The organism is Micromonospora sp. NPDC048871 (assembly GCF_043198155.1).
Classification (GTDB): domain Bacteria; phylum Actinomycetota; class Actinomycetes; order Mycobacteriales; family Micromonosporaceae; genus Micromonospora.
Window position 1 is genome coordinate 80,692 of record NZ_JBICUM010000009.1, and the last position, 20,604, is coordinate 101,295.

Here is a 20,604-nt window from a genome sequence, read left to right on the forward strand (position 1 = left end):
GGAGGGGGCGCGGGGTGGGGTGGGGTTTAGCGGTCCAGGACCAGGCCTACTTTTTGGAATTCCTTGAGGTCGCGGTAGCCGCACTTGGCCATGGCTCGGCGGAGGCCGCCGAAGAGGTTGAGTTGGCCGTCGGGCTCGTCGGCCGGGCCGAAGAGGAGACGTTCCATCGAGCCGATGGAACCACCGGCGGTCTCGAAGGCGCCCCGGGGCAGGGAGGGGTGGCTGGCCGCCGAGTGCCACCAGGCACCGCCGGCCGGGGCCTCGTCGCAGAGCGACAGGGGCTCGCCGAGCATCACCGCGTCCGCCCCGCAGCCGAGGGCCTTGGCGATGTCCCCGGAGGTACGGATGTCCCCGTCGGCGATCAGGTGCACGTACCGGCCGCCGGTCTCGTCCAGGTAGTCCCGCCGGGCGGCGGCGGCGTCGGCGATGGCGGTCGCCATCGGCACCCGAATGCCGAGCACCGACTCGGTGGTGGACCACTCGTCGCCACCGATGCCGATGATCACACCGGCCGCGCCGGTACGCATCAGGTGCAGGGCGGTCTTGTAGTCCGTGCAGCCGCCGACGATGACCGGCAGGTCCAGGTCGGCGATGAACTCCTTGAGGTTCAGCGGCTCGTCCGTGGTCGAGACATGCTCGGCCGAGACGATGGTGCCCTGGATGACCAGGATGTCCACCCCGGCGTCGAGGATGACCGGAGCCAGGGCCAGGGTGTGCTGCGGGGAGACCCGGACCGCCACCGTGCCGCCGCCGGCACGCAGCTCCCGAACCCGCTCGGTGATCAGATCGGGCCGGATCGGCTCGGCGTACACCTCCTGGAGCCGCTTGGTGGCGCGGGCGTCCTCGTCCAGGCCGGCCAGCTCCTCCAGCACCTTGCTGGGGTTCTCGTACCGGGTCCACAGCCCCTCGACGTTGAGCACCCCGAGGCCACCGAGCTGACCCAGGCGTACCGCCGAGGCCGGGCTCATGGTCGCGTCCGAGGGGTGCCCCACGCAGGGGATGCCGAACTGGTACGCGTCCAACTGCCAGCCGGTGGAGACGTCGTCCACGTCCCGGGTACGACGGCTCGGCACGATGGCGATGTCGTCAAGGTGGTAGCCGCGCTGCGCGGTCTTGCCCATCCCGATCTCGACCACGTCACGCATGGGGGCTCCAGTTTTCAACGAAAGGGGTGTCAGCGGGTGTGGTAGTTCGGTGCCTCGACGGTCATCTGGATGTCGTGCGGGTGGCTCTCCTTGAGCCCGGCCGCGGTGATCCGGATCAACTGGCCACGCTGGTGCAGCTCGCTGATGCTCTCCGCGCCCGCGTACCCCATCGCCAGCCGCAGCCCACCGACCAGCTGGTGGGCCATCCGGGACAGCGGCCCACGGTAGGGCACCTGGCCCTCGACACCCTCCGGGACCAGCTTCTCGTCGCTGGTCACGTCCTGCTGGAAGTAGCGGTCCTTGGAGTACGACTTGGCCTGCCCACGCGACTGCATCGCGCCGAGCGAACCCATCCCCCGGTACGCCTTGAACTGCTTGCCGTTGACGAAGATCAGCTCACCGGGGCTCTCCTCGCAGCCGGCCAGCAGGCTGCCGAGCATCACCGTGTCGGCCCCGGCGACCAGGGCCTTGGCGATGTCGCCGGAGTACTGGATGCCACCGTCGCCGATCACCGGCACCCCGGCCGGACGGGCCGCCCGGGCGGCCTCCATGATCGCGGTGATCTGCGGCACCCCGACACCGGCCACGATCCGGGTGGTGCAGATGGCACCCGGACCCACGCCCACCTTCACCCCGTCGGCGCCGGCGTCCACGAGGGCCTTGGCCCCGGAGTAGGTGGCCACGTTGCCGCCGACGATGTCGATGGCCACGTCCTTCTTCAGCCGGGCGACCATCTCCAGCACGGCCCGCTGGTGGCCGTGGGCGGTGTCCACGATCAGCACGTCGACCCCGGCATCGACGAGCGCCCGGGCCCGCTTGTAGGCGTCCTCGCCGACCCCGATCGCCGCGGCCACCCGCAGTCGGCCGGCGTCGTCCTTGGTGGCGTTCGGGTACTGCTCGCTCTTGGTGAAGTCCTTGACGGTGATCAGCCCGCGCAGCTTGCCGGCCCCGTCGACGATCGGCAGCTTCTCGACCTTGTGCTGGCGCAGCAGGCCCAGGGCCTCGTCCTTGCTGACCCCTACCGGGGCGGTGACCAGGGGGGACCGGGTCATGATGTCGCGGACCGGGGTGGCCGGGTCGGAGACGAACCGCATGTCGCGGTTGGTGACGATGCCGACGAGTTGCCCCTCGGCGTCCACCACCGGGACCCCGGAGATCCGGTAACGCCCGCAGAGCTGGTCCACCTCACGCAGGGTGTCGTCCGGGCTGGCGGTCACCGGGTTGGTGATCATGCCCGACTCGGAGCGCTTCACCAGGTCGACCTGGAGCGCCTGATCCTCCACGGAGAGGTTGCGGTGCAGCACACCGATGCCGCCCTGGCGGGCCATCGCGATCGCCATCCGGGCCTCGGTCACCGTGTCCATCGCGCTGGACAGCAGCGGGATGGAGAGGGTGACGTTGCGGGTCAGCCGGGTGACCGTGTTCACCCGGCTGGGCACCACGTCCGACTCGCCGGGCTGCAGCAGCACGTCGTCGAAGGTCAGCCCCAAGGGCACCACCCGGGCCGAGCCCGCGGGCAGCTCGGGCAGATGGCCGCCCAGCTCGCCAGCATCGGCGCTGGCGGAAAGGTGGGTCTGGGGCGAAATCTCCACGATTGCTCTCCTGAGCTGCTCGAACGGGCTGCAGTGAGGTGGCTTGGCGGCACCGGCTACTGCCGGGCAGGAAGGCGTCGCCCCCATCGTACCTAGTGGCTCCGGTGGCACCCGCGTCTGGCGGTCCACCCGGCGAGGCAACGCCTTCAGCCTGGCTTGCGCGAAGGGGGACGGGCATCGGCGGGTGCTTAGGTCTACGGTGAGGGGGTGCAAGACGAGCCCATCGACCCCTTCACCGGTGATCCCGCCGATCCGGCAGCCGGGTTGGACGACCCTGACCGCGACTCCGCGATCGACCCGCTGACCGACGTCGAACGCCAGGACGTGCTGGAAGACCTCGCCGATCTGGAGATCTACCAGGCACTGCTCGCGCCGATCGGGGTACGCGGACTCGTCATCGAGTGCGAGGACTGCCGGGAGCCGCACTACTTCGACTGGGACCTGCTGCGGGGCAACCTGCGGCACCTGCTCAGCTCCGGGCGGCCCCGGGTGCACGAACCGGCCTTCGACCCCGATCCGGACCACTACGTCACCTGGGACTACGCGCGCGGCTACGCCGACGGGGTGCACGACACCCTGAGCGAGGGCACCGAGGACGAAGCCACCTCCCGAGACTGACCAGCCCACCGCGCGTCCCCCGCCGTACACCCGGCCGCCGCATGGCCGCCCGGAAGGCAAAAGCCCGACCGGCGTACGCCCGGCTTGCCGCCTCATGCCCGGCGGACCGGATGCGGGTCGGGGCGGTGGGGTGGGCGTCAGGCCACCAGGCCGGCTCGGAAGCCGGCGGCCACCGCGTGGGCCCGGTCCCGGGCTCCGAGCTTGCGGAACAGCCGTCGGGCGTGGGTCTTCACGGTGTCCTCGGAGACGAACAACTCCCGGCCGATCTCGGCATTGCTCTTGCCCTCGGCCATGCCCAGCAGCACCTGCAACTCGCGTTCGGTGAGCCCGACCGTGGACCGGTCGGCGCGGGGCGGCCGGGCGACCGGGCCCGCCTCGGCCGCGGCCTCCGGCTCGGCCGGGTCCTCGCCCCGCTGCACCGGCACCATCGACGGGCCACCGGCCGGGTCCGTGGCCGGCCAGGTCGGGGAACTCTCCCCGGCGGGCCGACCGTTGGATGCCGGCCGAGGGCTGCCCACCGTGGCGGTGTCCCGGGCGGGGTCGGCTATCCGGTGCCGGTTGGCCCGGCCGGGGGCGGCCAACAGCAGCAGGGCCTTGGCGACCGCACTGGTCAGGTCGTGGTCGACGCCCTGGATCAGGCCGCGTGCTCCAGCGTGGATGGTCGCTGCGGCGGCCTCGGACTCCTCCATGCCGAGCAGCAGTACGGCGGCCTGCGGCGCGCGGGCCAGCACCCGCCGCACGAAACCGGCGCTGTCCGGTCGGGTCAGGGCGGTGTCGGCGAGCACCACGTCGGCGGGACGCTCGGCCAGCCGCAGCATCACCTCGGGGTCGGAGACGGCCGTCCGGACAGCACCGGACAATCCCAGCCGCGCCGCTGCGGAAGTCAAATGCTGTGCAGCGAGCGGCGTCCGAACGCACACAAGAACGGTACGCACAACGATCTCCTCTCCGCAGACGAGCAGACCATGACCGGGCAGCCTCGGGAGGAGGTTCCGGGCAATCCTCCCAACTTTTCCGACAGATAGGTCATTTGCCCCAAGTCGCCGAAGCTTTTTGATCACAGGACGTGTGAGCCGAGGACGGTGGGGGTACCGGGGGCTCAAGGCCGGGAACGGTGCCCTGCGCGGCCCGCCACCCGGACAAGCCGGCCAACAAGCATCTCGCGGTGCCGCGCGAGAGGAGGGGTGCTGATGTCGAACGTACGTAGACTTCCCGGACCCATCGTCGACCTGTGGGACTGGCAACGGCTGGGCGCCTGCCGTGGCCGGGACAGTGCGCAGTTCTTCCACCCCGACGGCGAGCGGGGCTCGTCGCGGCTGCGCCGGGAGTCGGGCGCCAAGGCCGTCTGCCGCGCCTGCCCGGTACGGGCCGAGTGCGCCGCGCACGCCCTGACCGTGCGGGAGCCGTACGGGGTGTGGGGCGGCTTCAGCGAATCCGAGCGGCTGCGGCTGCTCGCGGTCGGCTGGGAGGATCTCGCCGACCGCCGACAGACCCGGGTGGACGTGGCCCGGCTGGAGGCCCGGCTGGGCAGCAGCCACCGGTCCACCCTCCCCACCCAACGCAACGTCGCCTGATCCACCCCATAGCCACCGCTGCCGCGCCCCTGTCCAGGGGCGCGGCAGCGTGTTTGCAGCACCATGGATCTCCCCGCGCCCGAACTGGTCTGGGCGGGGTTCGATGAGATCACCCGCTCGGTACGGGCGTCGCGGAAGGCGAAGGCCCCCGCAGTACGGGCGTCACGCGGTACGGCGGGTGCTCCGGGGGAGCGGCGCACCCGCCGTACCGTTTCGTGGACGGCTCAGAAGCCCGGACCGTGCTGGTGGCTGTGGCCGTGCCCATGGCCGTGACCCGCGGCGGCGGCCTCCGGCTCCTTGGGCTTCTCGACCACGAGGCTCTCCGTGGTCAGCAGCAGGCCGGCGATCGAGGCGGCGTTGGTGACCGCGTTGCGGGTCACCTTGACCGGGTCGATGATGCCGGAGGCGGTCAGGTCCACGTAGTCGCCGATGGCGGCGTCGAGGCCGTGGCCCCACTTGCCCTCGGTGACCTTCTGCACCACGACGTACCCGTCGTGCCCGGCGTTCTGCGCGATCCAGCGCAGCGGCTCGACCAGCGCCTTGCGCACGATCGACACGCCGACCTTCTCGTCACCGGTGAAGCCGAGGTCGTCGTCGAGCACCGGCAGGATCTGGGCCAGGGCGGCGCCACCACCGGGCACCGTACCCTCCTCGACCGCGGCCTTGGTCGCGGCGATGGCGTCCTCGATGCGGTGCTTGCGCTCCTTCATCTCGACCTCGGTGGCCGCGCCGACCTTGACCACGGCGATGCCGCCGGAGAGCTTGGCCAGCCGCTCGGCCAGCTTCTCCCGGTCCCAGTCGGAGTCCGAAGCCTCGATCTCCTTGCGGATCTGGGCGACCCGGTCGGCGACCTCGCTGGCCTGCCCGCCACCGTCGACGACGGTGGTGTTCTCCTTGTCGACCACGATGCGCCGGGCGGTGCCGAGCACCTCCAGGCCGACCTGGTCGAGCTTGTAGCCCAGCTCGGGGGCGACCAGCTCGGCGCCGGTGAGGATCGCCATGTCCTGGAGCATCGCCTTGCGGCGGTCACCGAAGCCGGGGGCCTTGACCGCGCAGACCTTGAGGGTCTTGCGGATCGAGTTGACCACCAGGGTGGACAGCGCCTGACCCTCGACGTCCTCGGCGATGATCAGCAGCGGCTTGTTGTTCTGGAGGACCTTCTCCAGCAGCGGCAGCAGCTCCTCGATCGCCGAGATCTTCTGCGTGGTGATCAGGATGTACGCGTCCTCCAGGACGGACTCCTGCGCCTCCGCGTCGGTGACGAAGTTCGGCGAGATGAAGCCCTTGTCGAACTGGAGTCCCTCGGTGACCTCCAGCTCGGTGTGCAGGGCGGAGCCCTCCTCGACGGTGATCACACCGTCCCGGCCGACCCTCTCCATCGCCTCGGCGATCAGCTCGCCGATGGTGGCGTCCTGGGCCGAGATCGTCGCGACGTGGGCGACGGACTTCTTGTCGGAGACCTCCACGGCCTTGCCGAGCAGGGCCTCGGAGACCTTGGCCGCGGCGGCGTCGATGCCCCGCTTGAGACCGGCCGGGTTGGCACCCGCGGTCACGTTGCGCAGGCCCTCACGGACCATCGCCTGGGCCAGCACGGTGGCGGTGGTGGTCCCGTCGCCGGCGACGTCGTTGGTCTTGGTCGCCACCTCCTTGACCAGCTGCGCACCGAGGTTCTCGTAGGGGTTGGTGAGCTCGATCTCCTTGGCGATGGTCACACCATCGTTGGTGATCGTCGGCGCACCGAATTTCTTGTCCAGGACGACGTTGCGCCCGCGCGGCCCGAGGGTGACCTTCACCGCGTTGGCGAGCGCGTTGACACCGTGCTCCAGCTGGTGCCGGGCGTCATCCGAGAAGCTCAGGATCTTCGCCATGTATGTCCCTTCGAAGCGACGTTGCCCCGGCCCGGCGAGCCGGTCCGGGGCAACGACACTGATCGGTTGCTTACTTCTCGATGATCGCGAGGACGTCGCGGGCGGAGAGCACCAGGTACTCCTCGCCGGCGTACTTGACCTCGGTGCCGCCGTACTTCGAGTAGAGGACGGTGTCGCCGACCTTGACGTCCATCGGGATCCGGTCGCCGTCGTCGTCGAAACGACCCGGGCCGACAGCGAGGACGGTGCCCTCCTGCGGCTTCTCCTTGGCGGTGTCGGGAATCACGATGCCCGACGCAGTGGTGGTCTCAGCCTCGTTCGCCTGGACCAGGATCCGGTCCTCGAGCGGCTTGATCGCAACCTTGGTCGCGGTAGTCACGGGCATACCCTCCTGGGGTACTGGTTTCGTTACCGGTCGGCATGCCGACCAGCGTCAATCTGCCACATGCCACCGGGCGGGGCCGTCGTCGCGGGTGCCGGTCCGCCTGGCGTTCAACACCCGGACACCAGGCCCGAGTGTTGGCACCCTCAGGGTGAGAGTGCTAATCGCAGGTTATGCCTCGGCTAGCACTCCGTCAAGGAGAGTGCCAGCGACCACCCCTCGTGTCGCCATCTTTTCGCCACCCCCGCCACCTGTTCTCCACTCCTTCGCCAGGGGTTACCGCAACATGCCCGTCCTGTCTTCCGTCCGACCATCCGATTCCCTACGGTGCGGCACGACCACATCACGGAGGGAGACGGCATGGCCGACGTACCGACCCTGGGGTTTCTCCGGGACCAGTTGCGCCGGGCCCGCAAGACACGCGGGCTCAGCCAGGAGGACCTGAGCAAGTTGATCAATTACGCGCCCTCCTCGATCAGCGCGATCGAGACCGGGCAGAACCAGCTCAGCGCGGACTACCTGGCCCGGTTCGACAAGGTGCTGGAGACCGGTGGCCTCTTCGTCGGGATGCTGGAGTTGATCCGCCTGCACGCCGAGCCGGACTGGTTCCGGCCGTGGGGTGAGATCGAACGGGAGGCGGTCTCGCTGCGCTGGTACGACCCGGCCGTGGTGCCGGGCCTGCTCCAGACCGAGGCGTACGCCCGAGCGATGCTGCGGGCCGGGCCGCCGCTGACCGACGAGCAGGTCGAGAAGCGGGTGCTGGCCCGGATGGCCCGACAGGAGGTGCTCGCTCGCGACGAGCCGCCGCAGTTCGTCGCGATCCTGGACGAGCTGGCGCTGCGCCGACAGGTCGGCGACCGGGCGACGATGGTCGAGCAATGTGAGCACCTGCGCACCCTTGCCGACCGGCCATTTGTCCAGGTGCGGATCATTCCGGCCGCGACTCCCTGGTACATCGGATTGAACGGCCCCTTCGTGCTCGCCCGGCTCGCCGACGGCACCGAGGTGGCGCATCTGGACGACCAACTCCGGGGAAACACCGTGGACAGCCCGAACGACCTTGCCAGCCTCGGACGGGGTTGGGAGACTGTGGCCGGTGAGGCGCTGCCGCACCGGCAGTCCGCCCGCCTGATCGAGGAAGTGGCGAAGTCATGGACCTGAGCCGTGCCGCTTGGCGCAAATCCTCCCGCAGCAACAGCAACGGCGGTGCCTGTGTCGAGGTCGCCGACAACCTGCCCGACCTGGTCGCCGTACGCGACAGCAAGGACCCGACCGGCCCGGTGCTCGCCTTCACCCCCACCAGTTGGCGCGCCTTCATCACCTCCCACCACCCCACCCGGCCGCCCAGGAAGTGATCGGCCCCGTCCCGGGAGTGTGATCGACTCCGTTACGCCGAAATGGCGGTATCCCTCGCACCCGGATACCGCCATCGCGGCGAAACGGAGTTGATCAAGCCGAGCCGGGCCGGGCCGGTTGGGTGGGGGCGATCGGTGGGTCGGGACAATGGGCGGGTGGATCTGGAGCAGCTTGCCGCCCTGCGTACCCCCGAGGGGTCGGCCGCCCTCGCGGCGGCGACCGAGGTGGCCGGGGGCGATCCCCTGGCTGCGGCGGCGGCGCTGCGCTCGGCCGGGATTCCGGCTGGGCTGGCGGCGGCAGCCCTGACCCAGGCGGAACTGCGCCGCCGGGCAGCGGGCAAGTTCGGTGCGGCGGCCGGCGGCATGTTCTTCACCCGGCCCGGCCTGGAGCAGGCCACCCGGGGGGTGGTCGCGCAACGCCGCGCGCACCGGTTGCGCGAGGCCGGGGTGACCAGCCTCGCCGACCTGGGCTGCGGGCTGGGAGCCGACGCCCTCGCCGCCGCCCGTGCCGGCATCCGGGTGTACGGGGTGGAGGCCGACCCGCTGACCGCCGCCCTGGCCGAGGCGAACGCGCAGGCCACCGGGCTGGCCGAGCTGTTCACGGTCGAGTGCGGCGACGCTACCGCCTTCGAGGTGACCCGGGTCGCGGGGGTGTTCTGCGATCCGGCCCGCCGTCGAGCCGGTACCGGACGCCGGATCTTCGACCCCAAGGCGTACTCGCCGCCCTGGGACTTCGTCACCGGGCTCGCCGAACGGGTGCCGTACACGGTGGTGAAGGTGGCCCCCGGTCTCGATCATGCCCTCATCCCCGCCGGTGCCGAGGCCGAGTGGGTGAGTGTCGGCGGCGACCTGGTCGAAGCCGCCCTCTGGTGCGGCCCGCTGGCCCAATCCCCCCGCCGCGCCACCGTCGTGAAGGAAGGGCCCCTTCTTAACGCCTCCGGTACTAAAAGGGCCCCTTCTTATCACCAGACCGACGGCGCTCCCCAGGTCGAGGGGAGCATGGTGCACGAACTTGTCGGGTCCGGTCGGGAGGAGGCGCCGGTCGGGGCGGTGGGCCGGTTCGTGTACGACCCCGACCCGGCGGTGGTACGCGCCCACCTGATCGCCGAACTGGCCGCCGAACTGGATGCCACCCTGGCCGACCCGAGCATCGCCTACCTCTACGCCGACACGCCGACCCCTACGCCGTACGCCCGGTGTCTGGAGGTGACCGAGATGCTGCCGTTCTCGCTCAAGCGCCTGCGGGCCCTGCTGCGGGAGCGCCGGGTCGGCCGGGTGGAGATCCTCAAGCGCGGCTCCGCCCTGGACCCGGAACGCCTCCGGCACGACCTGCGCCTGACCGGCGACCAACCGGCCAGCCTGGTACTGACCCGGGTGGCCGGCGCCCCGACCGTGCTGGTCTGCCAGCCGGTCCCCTGAGTCCTCCGCTCGGGCAGGGGCCAGACCGGCCAGGTTCCGGGCTGGGCAAGGGCGACCGGGAAGCCTGACCACCGGGTCGAGGCTGGCAGGGCCACCCGGGAGATCCCGGACTGCGGGTCGGGGTTAGGTTGGCGCACATGACGGGACGGGGTACGCCGGCGACGGTGTTGCTGGCCAAGCGCGGCATCGCCCATCGCACCCATCCGTACGAGGTCCCGGCGGAGTCGCCGAACTACGGTGCCCTGGTCGCCGCCGCCCTCGGGGTGGCACCCGGCCGGGTCTTCAAGACCCTGGTGACCGAGGTGGACGGCGCGCTGACCGTGGCGATCGTGCCGGTCACCGGGGAGCTGGACCTCAAGGCCCTGGCCGCGGCAGTCGGCGGCAAGCGGGCCACCCTCGCCGATCGCGGGGCGGCCGAACGCGCCACCGGGTACGTACGTGGCGGCATCAGCCCGCTGGGGCAACGGAAGCGGCTACCCACGGTGCTCGACGCCTCCGCCCTGGAGCACGACACGGTGTACGTCTCGGCTGGTCGACGCGGTCTTCAGGTGGAGCTGGCCCCGACCGATCTGGTCGCCCTCACCAGCGCCCACACCGCCGCCCTCGCCACCGCCTGAGGCCCACCCCCCACCGGCCGAAGCCTTTCACCTAGCCGAGCCCGCCACCAGGCCGAGCCCGCCACCGCCCGAGGCCCGGCGCTAGCTGGGGCCCGCTGAGTCAGCCCGCCACCGGGCTGAGGCTCGCCATCGGCCGAGGCTCGCCATCGGCCGAGGCTCGCCATCGGCCGAGGCTCGCCATCGGCCGAGGCTCGCCGCCGTTACGCCGCAACGGCGGTATCCCTGCCGGTCGGTTACCCCCACTTCGCCGAAACGGTGTCGATCACCCGGGCACCGCCGGAGTGATCACCCCGGACACCGGCGCGGCAGGGAGGTGTCTTCGACGTTGCCGAATTGTTACTGCCGACAACAAACTAGCCCCCGCCGCGCCCTTGTGTCGACGCGCGGGGCGCAATACGTTGCCGGGCACAACAAAAGAACGTCATCAACACACCGACACCCTTCCCACTCTCGAAAGGACCCTGCAGATGCGCAAGGGCTTCCTCGCCGTCGGCGCCGTGGGCGTGCTCGCCCTCGGCAGCCTGACGGCCTGCGGCGACGACTCCGGCGACCAGGCCGGTGGCGGCTCCGGCAAGACCCCGAAGATCGGCGTGATCCTGCCGGACAGCAGCTCCTCGGTCCGCTGGGAGAGCGCGGACCGCAAGTTCCTCAAGGAGGCGTTCGACGCGGCCGGTGTCCAGTCGGACATCCAGAACGCCCAGGGCGACAAGAACGCCTTCCAGACCATCGCCGACCAGATGATCACCAACGGCGTCACCGTGCTGATGATCGTCAACCTGGACTCCGGCACCGGTAAGGCCGTCCTGGACAAGGCCAAGTCGCAGGGTGTCGCCACCATCGACTACGACCGCCTGACCCTCGGCGGCTCGGCGGAGTACTACGTCAGCTTCGACAACGTGGCGGTCGGCAAGCTGCAGGGCGAGGGCCTGGTCAAGTGCCTCACCGACGCGAAGGTCGAGAAGCCGGCGATCGCCTACCTCAACGGCTCGCCGACCGACAACAACGCCACCCTGTTCAAGGAGGGCTACGACTCGGTCCTCAAGCCGAAGTTCGACTCCGGCGAGTACACCAAGGCCGCCGACGACTCCGTGCCGGACTGGGACAACACCCAGGCCGCGACCATCTTCGAGCAGCAGCTCACCAAGACCGGCGGCAAGATCGACGGGGTCCTCTCCGCGAACGACGGCCTCGGCAACGCCGCCATCTCCGTGCTGAAGAAGAACAACCTCAACGGCAAGGTCCCGGTCACCGGGCAGGACGCCGACCCGCAGGCGTTGCAGAACATCCTCGCCGGTGACCAGTGCATGACGGTCTACAAGGCGGTCAAGAAGGAGGCGGACGCCGCCGCCGAGCTGGCCATCGCGCTGGCCAAGGGCGAGCGCAAGGAGACCGGCCAGACGGTCCGGGACCCGGAGGGCAACCGTGACGTGCCCGCCGTCCTGCTCACCCCGGCGGCGATCTACAAGGAGAACGTCAAGGACGTCATCGCCGACGGCTACGTGACCAAGGAACAGATCTGCACCGGCGACTACGCCAAGCTCTGCACCGACGCGGGCATCAGCTGACCCGTCCCCGCCGAAGCGACGCCGCCCGGTACGGCAATCCCGTACCGGGCGGCGTCGCTGGACGGGCCCCGATCGCCTCCGTGGAATAAGGAGAACCCCGTGTCCGCGACCCCACTGCTGGAGCTACGCGGGATCGACAAGAGCTTCGGTCCCGTCCAGGTGCTGCGTGACGTCGCCTTCGCCGCCTACCCGGGCGAGGTCACCGCCCTCGTCGGTGACAACGGTGCCGGCAAGTCGACCCTGGTCAAGTGCATCAGCGGCATCTACTCCACCGATGCCGGCGAGTTCGTCTTCGACGGTCAACCGGTGACCATCAACAGTCCGCGGGACGCCGCCGCGCTCGGCATCGAGGTCGTCTATCAGGATCTGGCGCTCTGCGACAACCTCGACATCGTGCAGAACATGTTCCTCGGGCGGGAGAAGCGCAACGGCATCGTGCTGGACGAGCCGACGATGGAGCAGATGGCCGCGGAGACCCTGGCCGGGCTCTCCGTACGCACCGTCAAGTCCCTGCGCCAGCACGTCTCCAGCCTCTCCGGTGGTCAGCGCCAGACCGTGGCGATCGCCAAGGCGGTGCTCTGGAACAGCAAGCTGGTGATCCTGGACGAGCCGACCGCCGCCCTCGGCGTCGCGCAGACCGCCCAGGTCCTCGAACTCGTTCGCCGGCTGGCCGACAACGGCCTGGCCGTCGTCCTCATCTCGCACAACATGAACGACGTCTTCGCCGTCTCCGACCGCATCGCCGCGCTCTACCTCGGCCAGATGGTCGCCCAGGTGAGGACCACCGACATCACCCACGCCCAGGTGGTCGAGCTGATCACCGCCGGCCGCTCCGGCGAGCTGGGACTCGCCGCCGACCCGGGCGTCAACGGCAACGGCGCGGCGCCGGCCGACAGCACCACTGGAGGCGTCTCATGAGCATCACCGCCGTCACGAAGGTGGGCCCCGCCGCCGTCGCACCGGCACCCACCATCGGCAGCCACCTCCGCGACTACTGGCAGCGGGTACGCGGCGGAGACATCGGCGCCCTGCCTGCGGTCGCCGGTCTGCTCGTCCTCTGCACGATCTTCTCGATCATGCGGCCGTCGTTCCTCACCGCCGGCAACTTCGCCAACCTGTTCACCCAGGGCGCGGCGGTCACCCTGATCGCGATGGGTCTGGTCTTCGTCCTGCTGCTCGGCGAGATCGACCTGTCGGCCGGCTTCGCCAGCGGGGTCTGCGCGGCCGTGCTGGCCAACCTGATCACCGTCCTGGGCTACCCGTGGTACGTCGCGGTGCTCGCCGCCCTGCTCACCGGCATGGTCATCGGCACCACCCTGGGCTTCCTGGTCGCCAAGGTGGGCATCCCCTCCTTCGTGGTCACCCTCGCCGGCTTCCTCGCCTTCCAGGGGGTGGTGCTGCTGCTGATGAAGGAGGGCCGCAACATCTCCGTCCGCGAGCCGGTGGTGGTGGCGATCGTCAACCGCAACATGCCGGTCGCGCTCGGCTGGACCCTCGCCGCGATCGCGATAGCCGGATTCGCCGTGGTGCAACTGCTCCGCTATCGCAGTCGCGCCGCCCGGAACCTGATCAACGATCCGCTCCCGGTGGTGCTGGGTCGCATCGCCGCCCTGGCCCTGGTCCTGGGCTTCGCCGTCTACGTGCTCAACCTGGAGCGCAGCCTCAACGTGCTGATCACCTCCCTCAAGGGGGTGCCGATCGTGGTGCCGATCGTCGCCGTACTGCTGGTGGTCCTGACCTTCGTGCTCCAGCGCACCAGCTACGGCCGGCACATCTACGCGGTCGGCGGCAACCGGGAGGCGGCCCGGCGGGCCGGCATCAACGTGGACCGCATCCGCATCTCGGCCTTCATGATCTGCTCGACCATGGCCGCGGTCGGTGGCATCGTGGCGGCCAGCCGGGCCAACTCCGTGGACCCGAACACCGGCGGCAGCAACGTGCTGCTCTACGCCGTGGGCGCGGCGGTGATCGGCGGCACAAGCTTGTTCGGGGGCAAAGGCCGCGTATTGGACGCGGTTCTCGGTGGCGCCGTCGTGGCCGTGATCGACAATGGGATGGGTCTGATGGGCTACAGCTCCGGCGTCAAGTACGTGGTCACCGGCGTGGTGCTGTTGCTCGCGGCCAGTGTCGACGCGCTGTCCCGACGACGAGCCTCGGCCACCGGAAACCGCTGAACGCACCACCGAAAGTAGTAACCATTAGATGCGCGTAGGACCCAGCCAGGACGAGATCCGCCGGCAGAATCTCGGCGCGCTACTGCGCTACGTGCATCTGCACGGCGCGACCACCCGCGCCGAGTTGACCAACGCGCTCGGACTGAACCGCAGCACCATCGGTGCGCTCACCGCCGACCTGGCCGCCGCCGGCCTGGTGACCGAGGGGGCGCCGAAGGAGACCGGCCGGGCCGGACGACCCTCACTTGTCGTCCGGCCCGAGTCGGAACGGATCTTCGCGTACGCGTACAGCATCGAGGTGGACCGGCTGCGGGCCGCCCGGGTCGGCCTCGGCGGGGCGATGCTCGACCGCCGGGAGCTGGACCGGCCCCGGGGTCTCACCGCCGCAGAGGCCGCCCCCCTGCTGGCCGGGGCGGTCAAGGAGATGCGGCAGGCCCTGCCGGCCGACGCCGTCTGCGTCGGGGCCGGCATCGCGGTCTGCGGCATGGTGCGTCGCCACGACGGCCTGGTCCGGCTCGGGCCGGCCACCGGGTGGGTGGACGAGCCGATCGGGGCGGCGGTCAGCGCCGAACTCGGCGCGGAGGTGCCGGTGACGGTCGGCAACGTGGCCGAGGTGGCCGCCTTCGCCGAGCACGCCCGGGGCACGGCGGCCGGCTGCGACAACGTCATCTTCCTCTACGGCGACGTGGGGGTCGGGGCCGGAATCATCGCCGGGGGGAGGCGGCTGACCGGGCACGGCGGGTACGGCGGCGAGGTCGGACACATGGTGGTGGTCCGGGACGGGGCCCGCTGCGAGTGCGGCAACCGGGGCTGCTGGGAGACCGAGATCGGTGAGCACGGCCTGCTGCGGGCCGCCGGGCGCTCGGACGCCCGGGGCCGGGAGGCCCTGCTGGCGGTCTTCGACGCCGCCGACCGGGGCGACGCCCGGGCCCAGACGGCGGTACGCCAGGCCGGCGACTGGCTCGGCTTCGGGGTGGCCAACCTGGTCAACATCTTCAACCCGGAGATGGTCATCTTCGGTGGCACCATGCGGGACCTGTACCTGGCCGCCGCCGCTCAGGTACGCAGTCGACTGAACTCCAACGGGCTGCCCGCCTGCCTGGAGCACGTACGCCTGCGCACTCCCCTGCTCGGCGCGGACGCCCCGCTGATCGGCGCCGCCGAACTGGCCTTCGACCGGCTGCTGGCCGACCCCCTGGACGTCGGCTGACCAGGTACGCCGGCAGCGCCATGAGGTGGATCCGGGAACGATGAACTGATCGGCCGGTCGATCCGTACCAGTGTGCGGACGGGCGACCAACGGCGTGCGGACGCTCGTCGGGCAGATGATCGGTTCTCGACCGAGGAGGCACCGCAGACATGGCATCGCTGGATTCCGCTCGTCACCGGCAGGGCAATCGGTCCCCCCGGTTGGCGCTGCTGCTCACCACGATCGCCGCGGCCCTCGTCGTGCTGCCCGGGGCGGCCTTGGCCGCGCCCGCCGGTCAGCAACTCGCCGCCGCCGACCAGGCCCTGCTGGACGGCGTACGGCTGGCCGGGCTCTGGGAGATGCCGGCCGGGCAGATGGCCGCCGAGAAGGGCCAGTCCCGGGTGGTCCGGGAGATCGGTGCGGAGATCGCCCGTCAGCACGAGGAACTGGACCGGCTGACCGTGGAGGCCGCGAACAAGCTCGGCGCCACCATCCCCAACCAGCCGACCGCCGAACAGCAGCAGTGGCTGACGGAGATGAAGGACGCCACCGGGGCCCGCTTCGACCAGATCTTCGTCACCCGCCTCCGGGTCGCCCACGGCAAGATCTTCCCGGTGGTCGGCGCGGTCCGGGCCAGTACCCGCAACGAGGTCATCCGGGACCTGGCCAACGCCACGAACAAGTTCGTCGGCGACCACATGCTGATGCTGGAGAGCACCGGTCTGGTCCGGTACGCCGAACTGCCCCCGGCCGCCCTGCCCGCCCCCGGCAACGACGGGCTGATCGCCGCCGCCGCGGCCAACACCGGTCCGCAGGTCGGCATCAGCAACACCGTGATCTGGGTGATCTTCCTGGGTGCGATCGGCACCGGCGGCTTCCTCAGCTACCGCCTGCTGCGCCGTAACTGACTCCCACCAGATGCCCACCCGTACCCGGGCCGGGGTCCTGTTCGGGCTGGCCCTGGCCACCTTCTGCGCCACCCTGGGCGCGGTCCTGGGGGCGGCCGGTCCGGCGGCGGCGCACGCCGTCGTGGTCGCCACCACCCCGCAGCGTGACGAGGTGCTCGGCTACGCCCCACGCGAGGTGCTGGTCACCTTCAGTGAACCGGTGGCCGTGGTGCCCGGCCGGGTGCAGGTGCTGGCCCCGGACGGCAAGCGGATCAACGTAGGTGACCCGGAGGTCCGCGACCGCACCATGCGGATCGCCCTGCGGGCGGCCGACCGGCCGCTCGGCACCTACCTGGTCAGCTACCGGGTGGTCTCGGCGGACAGCCACCCGATCTCCGGCAGCTTCACCTTCGCCGCCGGGGCCCCCTCGGCCACCCCGCCCCTGCCGGAGGAGGTCGGGTCACCGGCCGGGGTCCTGGTGCCGGTGGCCAAGTACCTCGGCTACCTGGGGCTGCTGCTGGCCGTCGGCCCACCCCTGCTGGCGGCGACGATGTGGCCGCCCCTACGGTCCCGCCGCCGCGCCACGATCACGGCCCTGGTGGGGCTGGGTCTGGTTGCCGTCGCCACCCTGGGCACCTGGGTAGGGCAGGCCGCCCAGGTGGTCGGCGCACCGGTCGGACGGCTGTCCGTGGCGGACCTGCGGGCGGTAGCGGACAGCGACATCGGGCTGGTGCTGACCGTACGCCTGGGGTTGGTCTGCCTGGCCGCGGCCCTGCTGCCGCCGGTCACCCGGGGCACCGCGGGGCGGGGTAGCCCGGGTGCCCTGGCGGTGGTGGGGGTGGCCGCCCTGGCCACCTGGCCGTTGGCCGGGCATCCGGTGGCCGCACCGGTGCCGCCGGTGAGCATCGTGCTGACCACGGTGCACCTCATCGGGATCGCCGTGTGGCTGGGCGGTCTGCTGACCCTGACGGTGTTCCTGCTGCCGGGCACCCACGAGCGGGTCCTGGCCCGGATCCTGCCGGCCTGGTCCCGGTGGGCCACCCTGGCGGTGGCCTGGTTCCTCACCGCCGGGCTGGTCCAGGCCGCGATCGAACTGGGCCGGCCCTCGGCGCTGCTGGACAGCACCTACGGGCGGCTGCTCGGTGCCAAGGCCGGGCTGCTGGCCGTGGTGCTGGCGGTGGCCGCCGGGCAGCGACGACTGATCCGCCGCCGGGCCGCCGCAGCCCAACCCGGGCGGGTAGCCCGGGCGGCCGGAGTGGAACTCGGGGTGACTGCGGTGATCCTGGCCGTGACCGCCCTGCTGGTGCAGACCCCACCGGGCCGCACGGCCGGTACGGCCGCCGCCGGGGTCACCCGGGAGGGGGTCGCCCAGTCGGTGACCACCAACCTGTTCACCCTCCAGTTCGACATCTACCCGGCCGCCGCCGGCACCACGAACAGCCTGCACGCCTACGTCTACACGCCGCAGGCGCGGGAGTTGCCGGTGGCCGAGTGGACGATCACGGCCGCTCTGCCGGAGGCCGGCATCGAGCCGATCACCGTGGAGGTCTTCGCGCTGGAACCACACCACGGCAGCGCCGAGATCCACTTCCCGGTGCCCGGGGACTGGACCCTGCGCATCGCCGCCCGGACCAGCGAGATCGACCGCTCCACCGCCACCACCACGGTGACCATCCGCTGAGTGCTCAGCGGTCGACCTGGGTGAAGTCCCAGGAGTGCGGTGGCCGGGCCAGCAGCATCACCGGGGGCTCGGGCATCGGTCGAGGGTTGCTCCGCCACTTGGAGATCACCACCACCCGGTGATCCGTGGAGGAGAAGACCTCGCTGGAGACGTGCAGGGGATCGTGCTCGAACTCGGGCAGGGCCGTGTCGCAGACCCAGGTGATCAGATCGGCGAACGCGTACGGCTCGGCCCGCACCTCCCACATCCGTACGATCACGTAGCCGTCCTCCCTCTAGACGCTGACCGTGGTCAGCGGCATCGCCGAATCCGCCGGCAGATCCAGTCGGCTCGGCGCGACCCCGGCGGCGACCAGGTGGGAGCCGAGCGCGGCCACCATCGCGCCATTGTCGGTGCACAACCCCGGTCGGGGCACCCGTACCCGGATGCCGTGGCGGGCCGCACGCTGCTCGGCCATCGCCCGCAGCCGCGAGTTGGCCGCCACTCCCCCACCGATCACCAGGGTCTCGATGCCGTTGCTGCGGCAGGCGTCCAACGCCTTGGCCACCAGCACGTCACAGACCGCCTCCTGGAAGGAGGCGGCGACATCGGCGACCGGAACGGCTTCACCGGCTCGCTGTCGGGCCTCCACCCAGCGGGCCACCGCGGTCTTCAGCCCGGAGAAGGAGAAGTCGTAGCGATGGTTGGCCAGATCCTTGGCGGCGGTCAGCCCGCGCGGAAAGGCGATGGCCGCCGGGTCACCCGAGCGGGCCTCCCGGTCGATGTACGGACCACCGGGGAAGGGCAGCCCGAGCAGTCGGGCGATCTTGTCGAAGGCCTCACCGGCCGCGTCGTCGATGGTGGCACCCAGGGGGGTCACCCCCCGGGCCAGGTCGTCGACCATCAGCAGGGAGGAGTGCCCCCCGGAGACCAGCAGCGCCACCGCCGGTTCGGGCAGCGGACCGTGCTCCAGGGTGTCCACGGCCACGTGGGCGGCCAGGTGGTTGACCCCGTACACCGGCTTCTCGGCGGCCACCGCGTAACCCTTGGCGGCGGCCACCCCGACCAGCAGGGCACCGGCCAGGCCGGGGCCGGAGGTCACCGCGATCGCGTCGATGTCGGCCAGGGTCACCCCCGCGGAGGTCAGGGCCCGCTGCATGGTCGGCACGATGGCCTCCAGGTGGGCCCGGCTGGCCACCTCCGGCACCACCCCACCGAAGCGGGCGTGCTGGTCGACGCTGGAGGCCAGGGCGTCCGCCAGCAGGGTGTGTCCGCGTACGATGCCGACCCCGGTCTCGTCGCACGAGGTCTCGATGCCGAGGATCAACGGTTCATCAGCCATGGGGTCTCGCCTCCTCGATCCGCTGCATCACCAGTGCGTCCGTGTTGCTCGGTTGGTAGTAGCCACGGCGTACCCCGATCGGTTCGAAGCCGTAGGTGGCGTAGAGCCGCTGGGCCGGCGCGTTGTCCGCGGCGACCTCCAGGAGCACGGACCGCAGGCCGCGTCGTCCCGCCTCGGCCAGCAACTCCTCCAGCAGCAGTCGCCCGATCCCCCGCCGCTGGGCCTCCCGGCGTACCGCGATGTTCTGCACCCAGGCCTCGTCCGGCGGGGCCACGGCCAGCCCGGCGTAGCCGAGCACCCCACCCTGCTCGTCCGTGGCGACCCGGTAGTGGTGCCCGTTGGCCAGTTCGTTCCAGAACATCGCGGCGGACCACTGTTCGGCGCCGAAGAGGTCCGCCTCGATGGGGAGTACCTGCTCGATGTGCCACCAGCGGAACCGGTCCAGCCGTACCTCGGTCACGGCAGGACCGACTTGCGGGCGGTCGCCGCCACGGCGTCCGGCCGACGCAGGTACAGCGGGGTCAACGGGTCCCCGGGGGCCCCGGCCCGGATCCGCTCGGCGGCCAGGGTGGCCAGGGCGTTCGCCTCCGGGTAGCGCGGCTCGGCCCGCAGGGGCAGCCCGAGCTGGTCGGCGTAGCGGTGCGCGCCGTCGCCGACCGCGACCGTCACAGCCAGGTCGCGGGCCCGTTGGGCGGCGACCCCGGGCGCGGAGACCTCCGGCCCGACCAGCCGTTGACCGGCCCCGTCGTAGATCGCCCAGTAGATCTCCCGGCGGCGCGCGTCGCTCGCCGCCAGCACCGGTTCCCCGGCCGCCGCCGGGTGACCGATGGCGTCCAGGGAGCAGACTCCGTACGCCGGGATGTCGAGCACCTGGGCCATGGTGGCTGCGGTGACCAGCCCCACCCGCAGCCCGGTGAACGGGCCGGGGCCGAGCCCGGCGACGATCGCACCCAGGTCGGCCGGGCGGGCACCGAGGTCGGCGAGCACCCCGTCCACCTGTGGGGCCAGCAGTTCGCCGTGCGCCCGGGCATCGACCGTGCACCGGTGCGCCCGGGTCGTGACGCCGTCGGCGGTGACCTCTACCAGCGCCGCCGTCACCGCCGGGGTCGAGCTGTCCACCACCAGTACGAGCACAATGACCCAGCCTAGCCGCATCGTCTCCGGCCCTTGGACGCCCGCCCGCCATCGCCGTCGGGTCGTAGCGCTCGCACGCACCG

Annotated in this window: 20 protein-coding genes and 1 pseudogene; 12 read left to right on the forward strand and 9 right to left on the reverse strand. The window is 71.2% G+C overall.

Annotation, left to right across the window (positions count from 1 at the left end):
* Positions 1-26: 26 nt before the first annotated feature.
* Positions 27-1,145: a GuaB3 family IMP dehydrogenase-related protein gene (locus tag ACGFIK_RS20030; protein ID WP_327024103.1), complete on the reverse strand. Its 1,119-nt coding sequence runs from the start codon at positions 1,143-1,145 to the stop codon at positions 27-29.
* 29 nt (positions 1,146-1,174) lie between these two features.
* Positions 1,175-2,737, reverse strand: coding sequence for an IMP dehydrogenase (gene guaB, locus ACGFIK_RS20035; RefSeq protein ID WP_327024102.1), 1,563 nt, complete (start codon positions 2,735-2,737; stop codon positions 1,175-1,177).
* A 207-nt stretch (positions 2,738-2,944) separates the two neighbouring features.
* On the opposite strand from guaB, the gene ACGFIK_RS20040 reads away from it, so the two are divergent.
* Positions 2,945-3,355, forward strand: coding sequence for a DUF5319 domain-containing protein (locus ACGFIK_RS20040; RefSeq protein WP_327024101.1), 411 nt, complete (start codon positions 2,945-2,947; stop codon positions 3,353-3,355).
* A 137-nt stretch (positions 3,356-3,492) separates the two neighbouring features.
* Here ACGFIK_RS20040 and ACGFIK_RS20045 read toward each other — a convergent pair whose 3' ends face one another.
* Positions 3,493-4,290 carry a response regulator transcription factor gene (locus tag ACGFIK_RS20045; protein WP_327024100.1) on the reverse strand — a complete coding sequence of 266 codons (798 nt, stop codon included), beginning with the start codon at positions 4,288-4,290 and terminating at the stop codon, positions 3,493-3,495.
* A 255-nt stretch (positions 4,291-4,545) separates the two neighbouring features.
* Between ACGFIK_RS20045 and ACGFIK_RS20050 the strand changes: the two genes are divergently transcribed.
* Positions 4,546-4,929 carry a WhiB family transcriptional regulator gene (locus ACGFIK_RS20050; protein ID WP_327024099.1) on the forward strand — a complete coding sequence of 128 codons (384 nt, stop codon included), beginning with the start codon at positions 4,546-4,548 and terminating at the stop codon, positions 4,927-4,929.
* Positions 4,930-5,153: 224 nt separating this feature from the next.
* On the opposite strand, the gene groL is transcribed toward ACGFIK_RS20050, so the two are convergent.
* Both groL and groES read right to left on the reverse strand, forming a co-directional pair.
* Positions 5,154-6,797: a chaperonin GroEL gene (groL, locus tag ACGFIK_RS20055; protein WP_327024098.1), complete on the reverse strand. Its 1,644-nt coding sequence runs from the start codon at positions 6,795-6,797 to the stop codon at positions 5,154-5,156.
* Positions 6,798-6,867: 70 nt separating this feature from the next.
* The gene (gene groES, locus ACGFIK_RS20060) at positions 6,868-7,182 is read right to left on the reverse strand and encodes a co-chaperone GroES (RefSeq protein WP_193386273.1); all 315 of its coding nucleotides are present in this window, start codon (positions 7,180-7,182) and stop codon (positions 6,868-6,870) included.
* 357 nt (positions 7,183-7,539) lie between these two features.
* Between groES and ACGFIK_RS20065 the strand changes: the two genes are divergently transcribed.
* From ACGFIK_RS20065 to ACGFIK_RS20110, 10 genes and pseudogenes are all read left to right on the forward strand, one after another.
* Positions 7,540-8,340, forward strand: coding sequence for a helix-turn-helix transcriptional regulator (locus tag ACGFIK_RS20065; RefSeq protein WP_327024097.1), 801 nt, complete (start codon positions 7,540-7,542; stop codon positions 8,338-8,340).
* On the forward strand, positions 8,331-8,534 hold the full coding sequence (locus ACGFIK_RS20070) for a DUF397 domain-containing protein (protein ID WP_393340609.1): 204 nt from the start codon (positions 8,331-8,333) through the stop codon (positions 8,532-8,534). The genes ACGFIK_RS20065 and ACGFIK_RS20070 overlap by 10 nt, the downstream gene beginning before the upstream one ends.
* Positions 8,535-8,690: 156 nt before the next feature.
* A pseudogene (locus ACGFIK_RS20075) lies at positions 8,691-9,947 on the forward strand (methyltransferase domain-containing protein); the annotation flags it as partial.
* A 143-nt stretch (positions 9,948-10,090) separates the two neighbouring features.
* Positions 10,091-10,570 carry a Cys-tRNA(Pro) deacylase gene (ybaK, locus tag ACGFIK_RS20080; protein ID WP_327024094.1) on the forward strand — a complete coding sequence of 160 codons (480 nt, stop codon included), beginning with the start codon at positions 10,091-10,093 and terminating at the stop codon, positions 10,568-10,570.
* A 467-nt stretch (positions 10,571-11,037) separates the two neighbouring features.
* Complete coding sequence (locus tag ACGFIK_RS20085) at positions 11,038-12,135, forward strand: substrate-binding domain-containing protein (protein ID WP_327024093.1); 1,098 nt, start codon at positions 11,038-11,040, stop codon at positions 12,133-12,135.
* 99 nt (positions 12,136-12,234) lie between these two features.
* Complete coding sequence (locus ACGFIK_RS20090) at positions 12,235-13,053, forward strand: ATP-binding cassette domain-containing protein (RefSeq protein WP_327024092.1); 819 nt, start codon at positions 12,235-12,237, stop codon at positions 13,051-13,053.
* Positions 13,050-14,309, forward strand: a complete 1,260-nt coding sequence (locus ACGFIK_RS20095; RefSeq protein WP_327024091.1) for an ABC transporter permease — start codon at positions 13,050-13,052, stop codon at positions 14,307-14,309. The genes ACGFIK_RS20090 and ACGFIK_RS20095 overlap by 4 nt, the downstream gene beginning before the upstream one ends.
* A gap of 28 nt (positions 14,310-14,337) precedes the next feature.
* Positions 14,338-15,519 carry an ROK family transcriptional regulator gene (locus ACGFIK_RS20100; protein WP_327024090.1) on the forward strand — a complete coding sequence of 394 codons (1,182 nt, stop codon included), beginning with the start codon at positions 14,338-14,340 and terminating at the stop codon, positions 15,517-15,519.
* A 149-nt stretch (positions 15,520-15,668) separates the two neighbouring features.
* On the forward strand, positions 15,669-16,406 hold the full coding sequence (locus tag ACGFIK_RS20105; RefSeq protein WP_327024089.1) for a DUF4142 domain-containing protein: 738 nt from the start codon (positions 15,669-15,671) through the stop codon (positions 16,404-16,406).
* Positions 16,407-16,416: 10 nt separating this feature from the next.
* On the forward strand, positions 16,417-18,066 hold the full coding sequence (locus ACGFIK_RS20110; RefSeq protein ID WP_327024088.1) for a copper resistance protein CopC: 1,650 nt from the start codon (positions 16,417-16,419) through the stop codon (positions 18,064-18,066).
* 4 nt (positions 18,067-18,070) lie between these two features.
* On the opposite strand, the gene ACGFIK_RS20115 is transcribed toward ACGFIK_RS20110, so the two are convergent.
* The 4 genes from ACGFIK_RS20115 to tsaB are packed head-to-tail and all read right to left on the reverse strand — an operon-like array spanning position 18,071 to position 20,521.
* Positions 18,071-18,325, reverse strand: coding sequence for a hypothetical protein (locus ACGFIK_RS20115; RefSeq protein ID WP_327024087.1), 255 nt, complete (start codon positions 18,323-18,325; stop codon positions 18,071-18,073).
* 15 nt (positions 18,326-18,340) lie between these two features.
* On the reverse strand, positions 18,341-19,387 hold the full coding sequence (gene tsaD, locus ACGFIK_RS20120) for a tRNA (adenosine(37)-N6)-threonylcarbamoyltransferase complex transferase subunit TsaD (protein WP_327024086.1): 1,047 nt from the start codon (positions 19,385-19,387) through the stop codon (positions 18,341-18,343).
* Entirely contained in the window at positions 19,380-19,847 is a 468-nt protein-coding gene (rimI, locus tag ACGFIK_RS20125; protein WP_327024085.1) for a ribosomal protein S18-alanine N-acetyltransferase, read from the reverse strand. Before rimI ends, tsaD begins: the two co-directional genes overlap by 8 nt.
* On the reverse strand, positions 19,844-20,521 hold the full coding sequence (gene tsaB, locus ACGFIK_RS20130; protein WP_327024084.1) for a tRNA (adenosine(37)-N6)-threonylcarbamoyltransferase complex dimerization subunit type 1 TsaB: 678 nt from the start codon (positions 20,519-20,521) through the stop codon (positions 19,844-19,846). Before tsaB ends, rimI begins: the two co-directional genes overlap by 4 nt.
* Between the last annotated feature and the right edge of the window lie 83 nt (positions 20,522-20,604).

Coding starts and splice junctions, on each gene's coding strand:
- ACGFIK_RS20085 (WP_327024093.1), top strand. CDS start 11,038: ATGCGCAAGGGCTTCCTCGCCGTCGGCGCCGTGGGCGTGCTCGCCCTC.
- ACGFIK_RS20100 (WP_327024090.1), top strand. CDS start 14,338: ATGCGCGTAGGACCCAGCCAGGACGAGATCCGCCGGCAGAATCTCGGC.
- ACGFIK_RS20030 (WP_327024103.1), bottom strand. CDS start 1,145: ATGCGTGACGTGGTCGAGATCGGGATGGGCAAGACCGCGCAGCGCGGC.
- groL (WP_327024098.1), bottom strand. CDS start 6,797: ATGGCGAAGATCCTGAGCTTCTCGGATGACGCCCGGCACCAGCTGGAG.
- ybaK (WP_327024094.1), top strand. CDS start 10,091: ATGACGGGACGGGGTACGCCGGCGACGGTGTTGCTGGCCAAGCGCGGC.
- groES (WP_193386273.1), bottom strand. CDS start 7,182: ATGCCCGTGACTACCGCGACCAAGGTTGCGATCAAGCCGCTCGAGGAC.
- ACGFIK_RS20105 (WP_327024089.1), top strand. CDS start 15,669: ATGGCATCGCTGGATTCCGCTCGTCACCGGCAGGGCAATCGGTCCCCC.
- ACGFIK_RS20070 (WP_393340609.1), top strand. CDS start 8,331: ATGGACCTGAGCCGTGCCGCTTGGCGCAAATCCTCCCGCAGCAACAGC.
- ACGFIK_RS20095 (WP_327024091.1), top strand. CDS start 13,050: ATGAGCATCACCGCCGTCACGAAGGTGGGCCCCGCCGCCGTCGCACCG.
- ACGFIK_RS20050 (WP_327024099.1), top strand. CDS start 4,546: ATGTCGAACGTACGTAGACTTCCCGGACCCATCGTCGACCTGTGGGAC.
- ACGFIK_RS20110 (WP_327024088.1), top strand. CDS start 16,417: ATGCCCACCCGTACCCGGGCCGGGGTCCTGTTCGGGCTGGCCCTGGCC.
- ACGFIK_RS20065 (WP_327024097.1), top strand. CDS start 7,540: ATGGCCGACGTACCGACCCTGGGGTTTCTCCGGGACCAGTTGCGCCGG.
- tsaD (WP_327024086.1), bottom strand. CDS start 19,387: ATGGCTGATGAACCGTTGATCCTCGGCATCGAGACCTCGTGCGACGAG.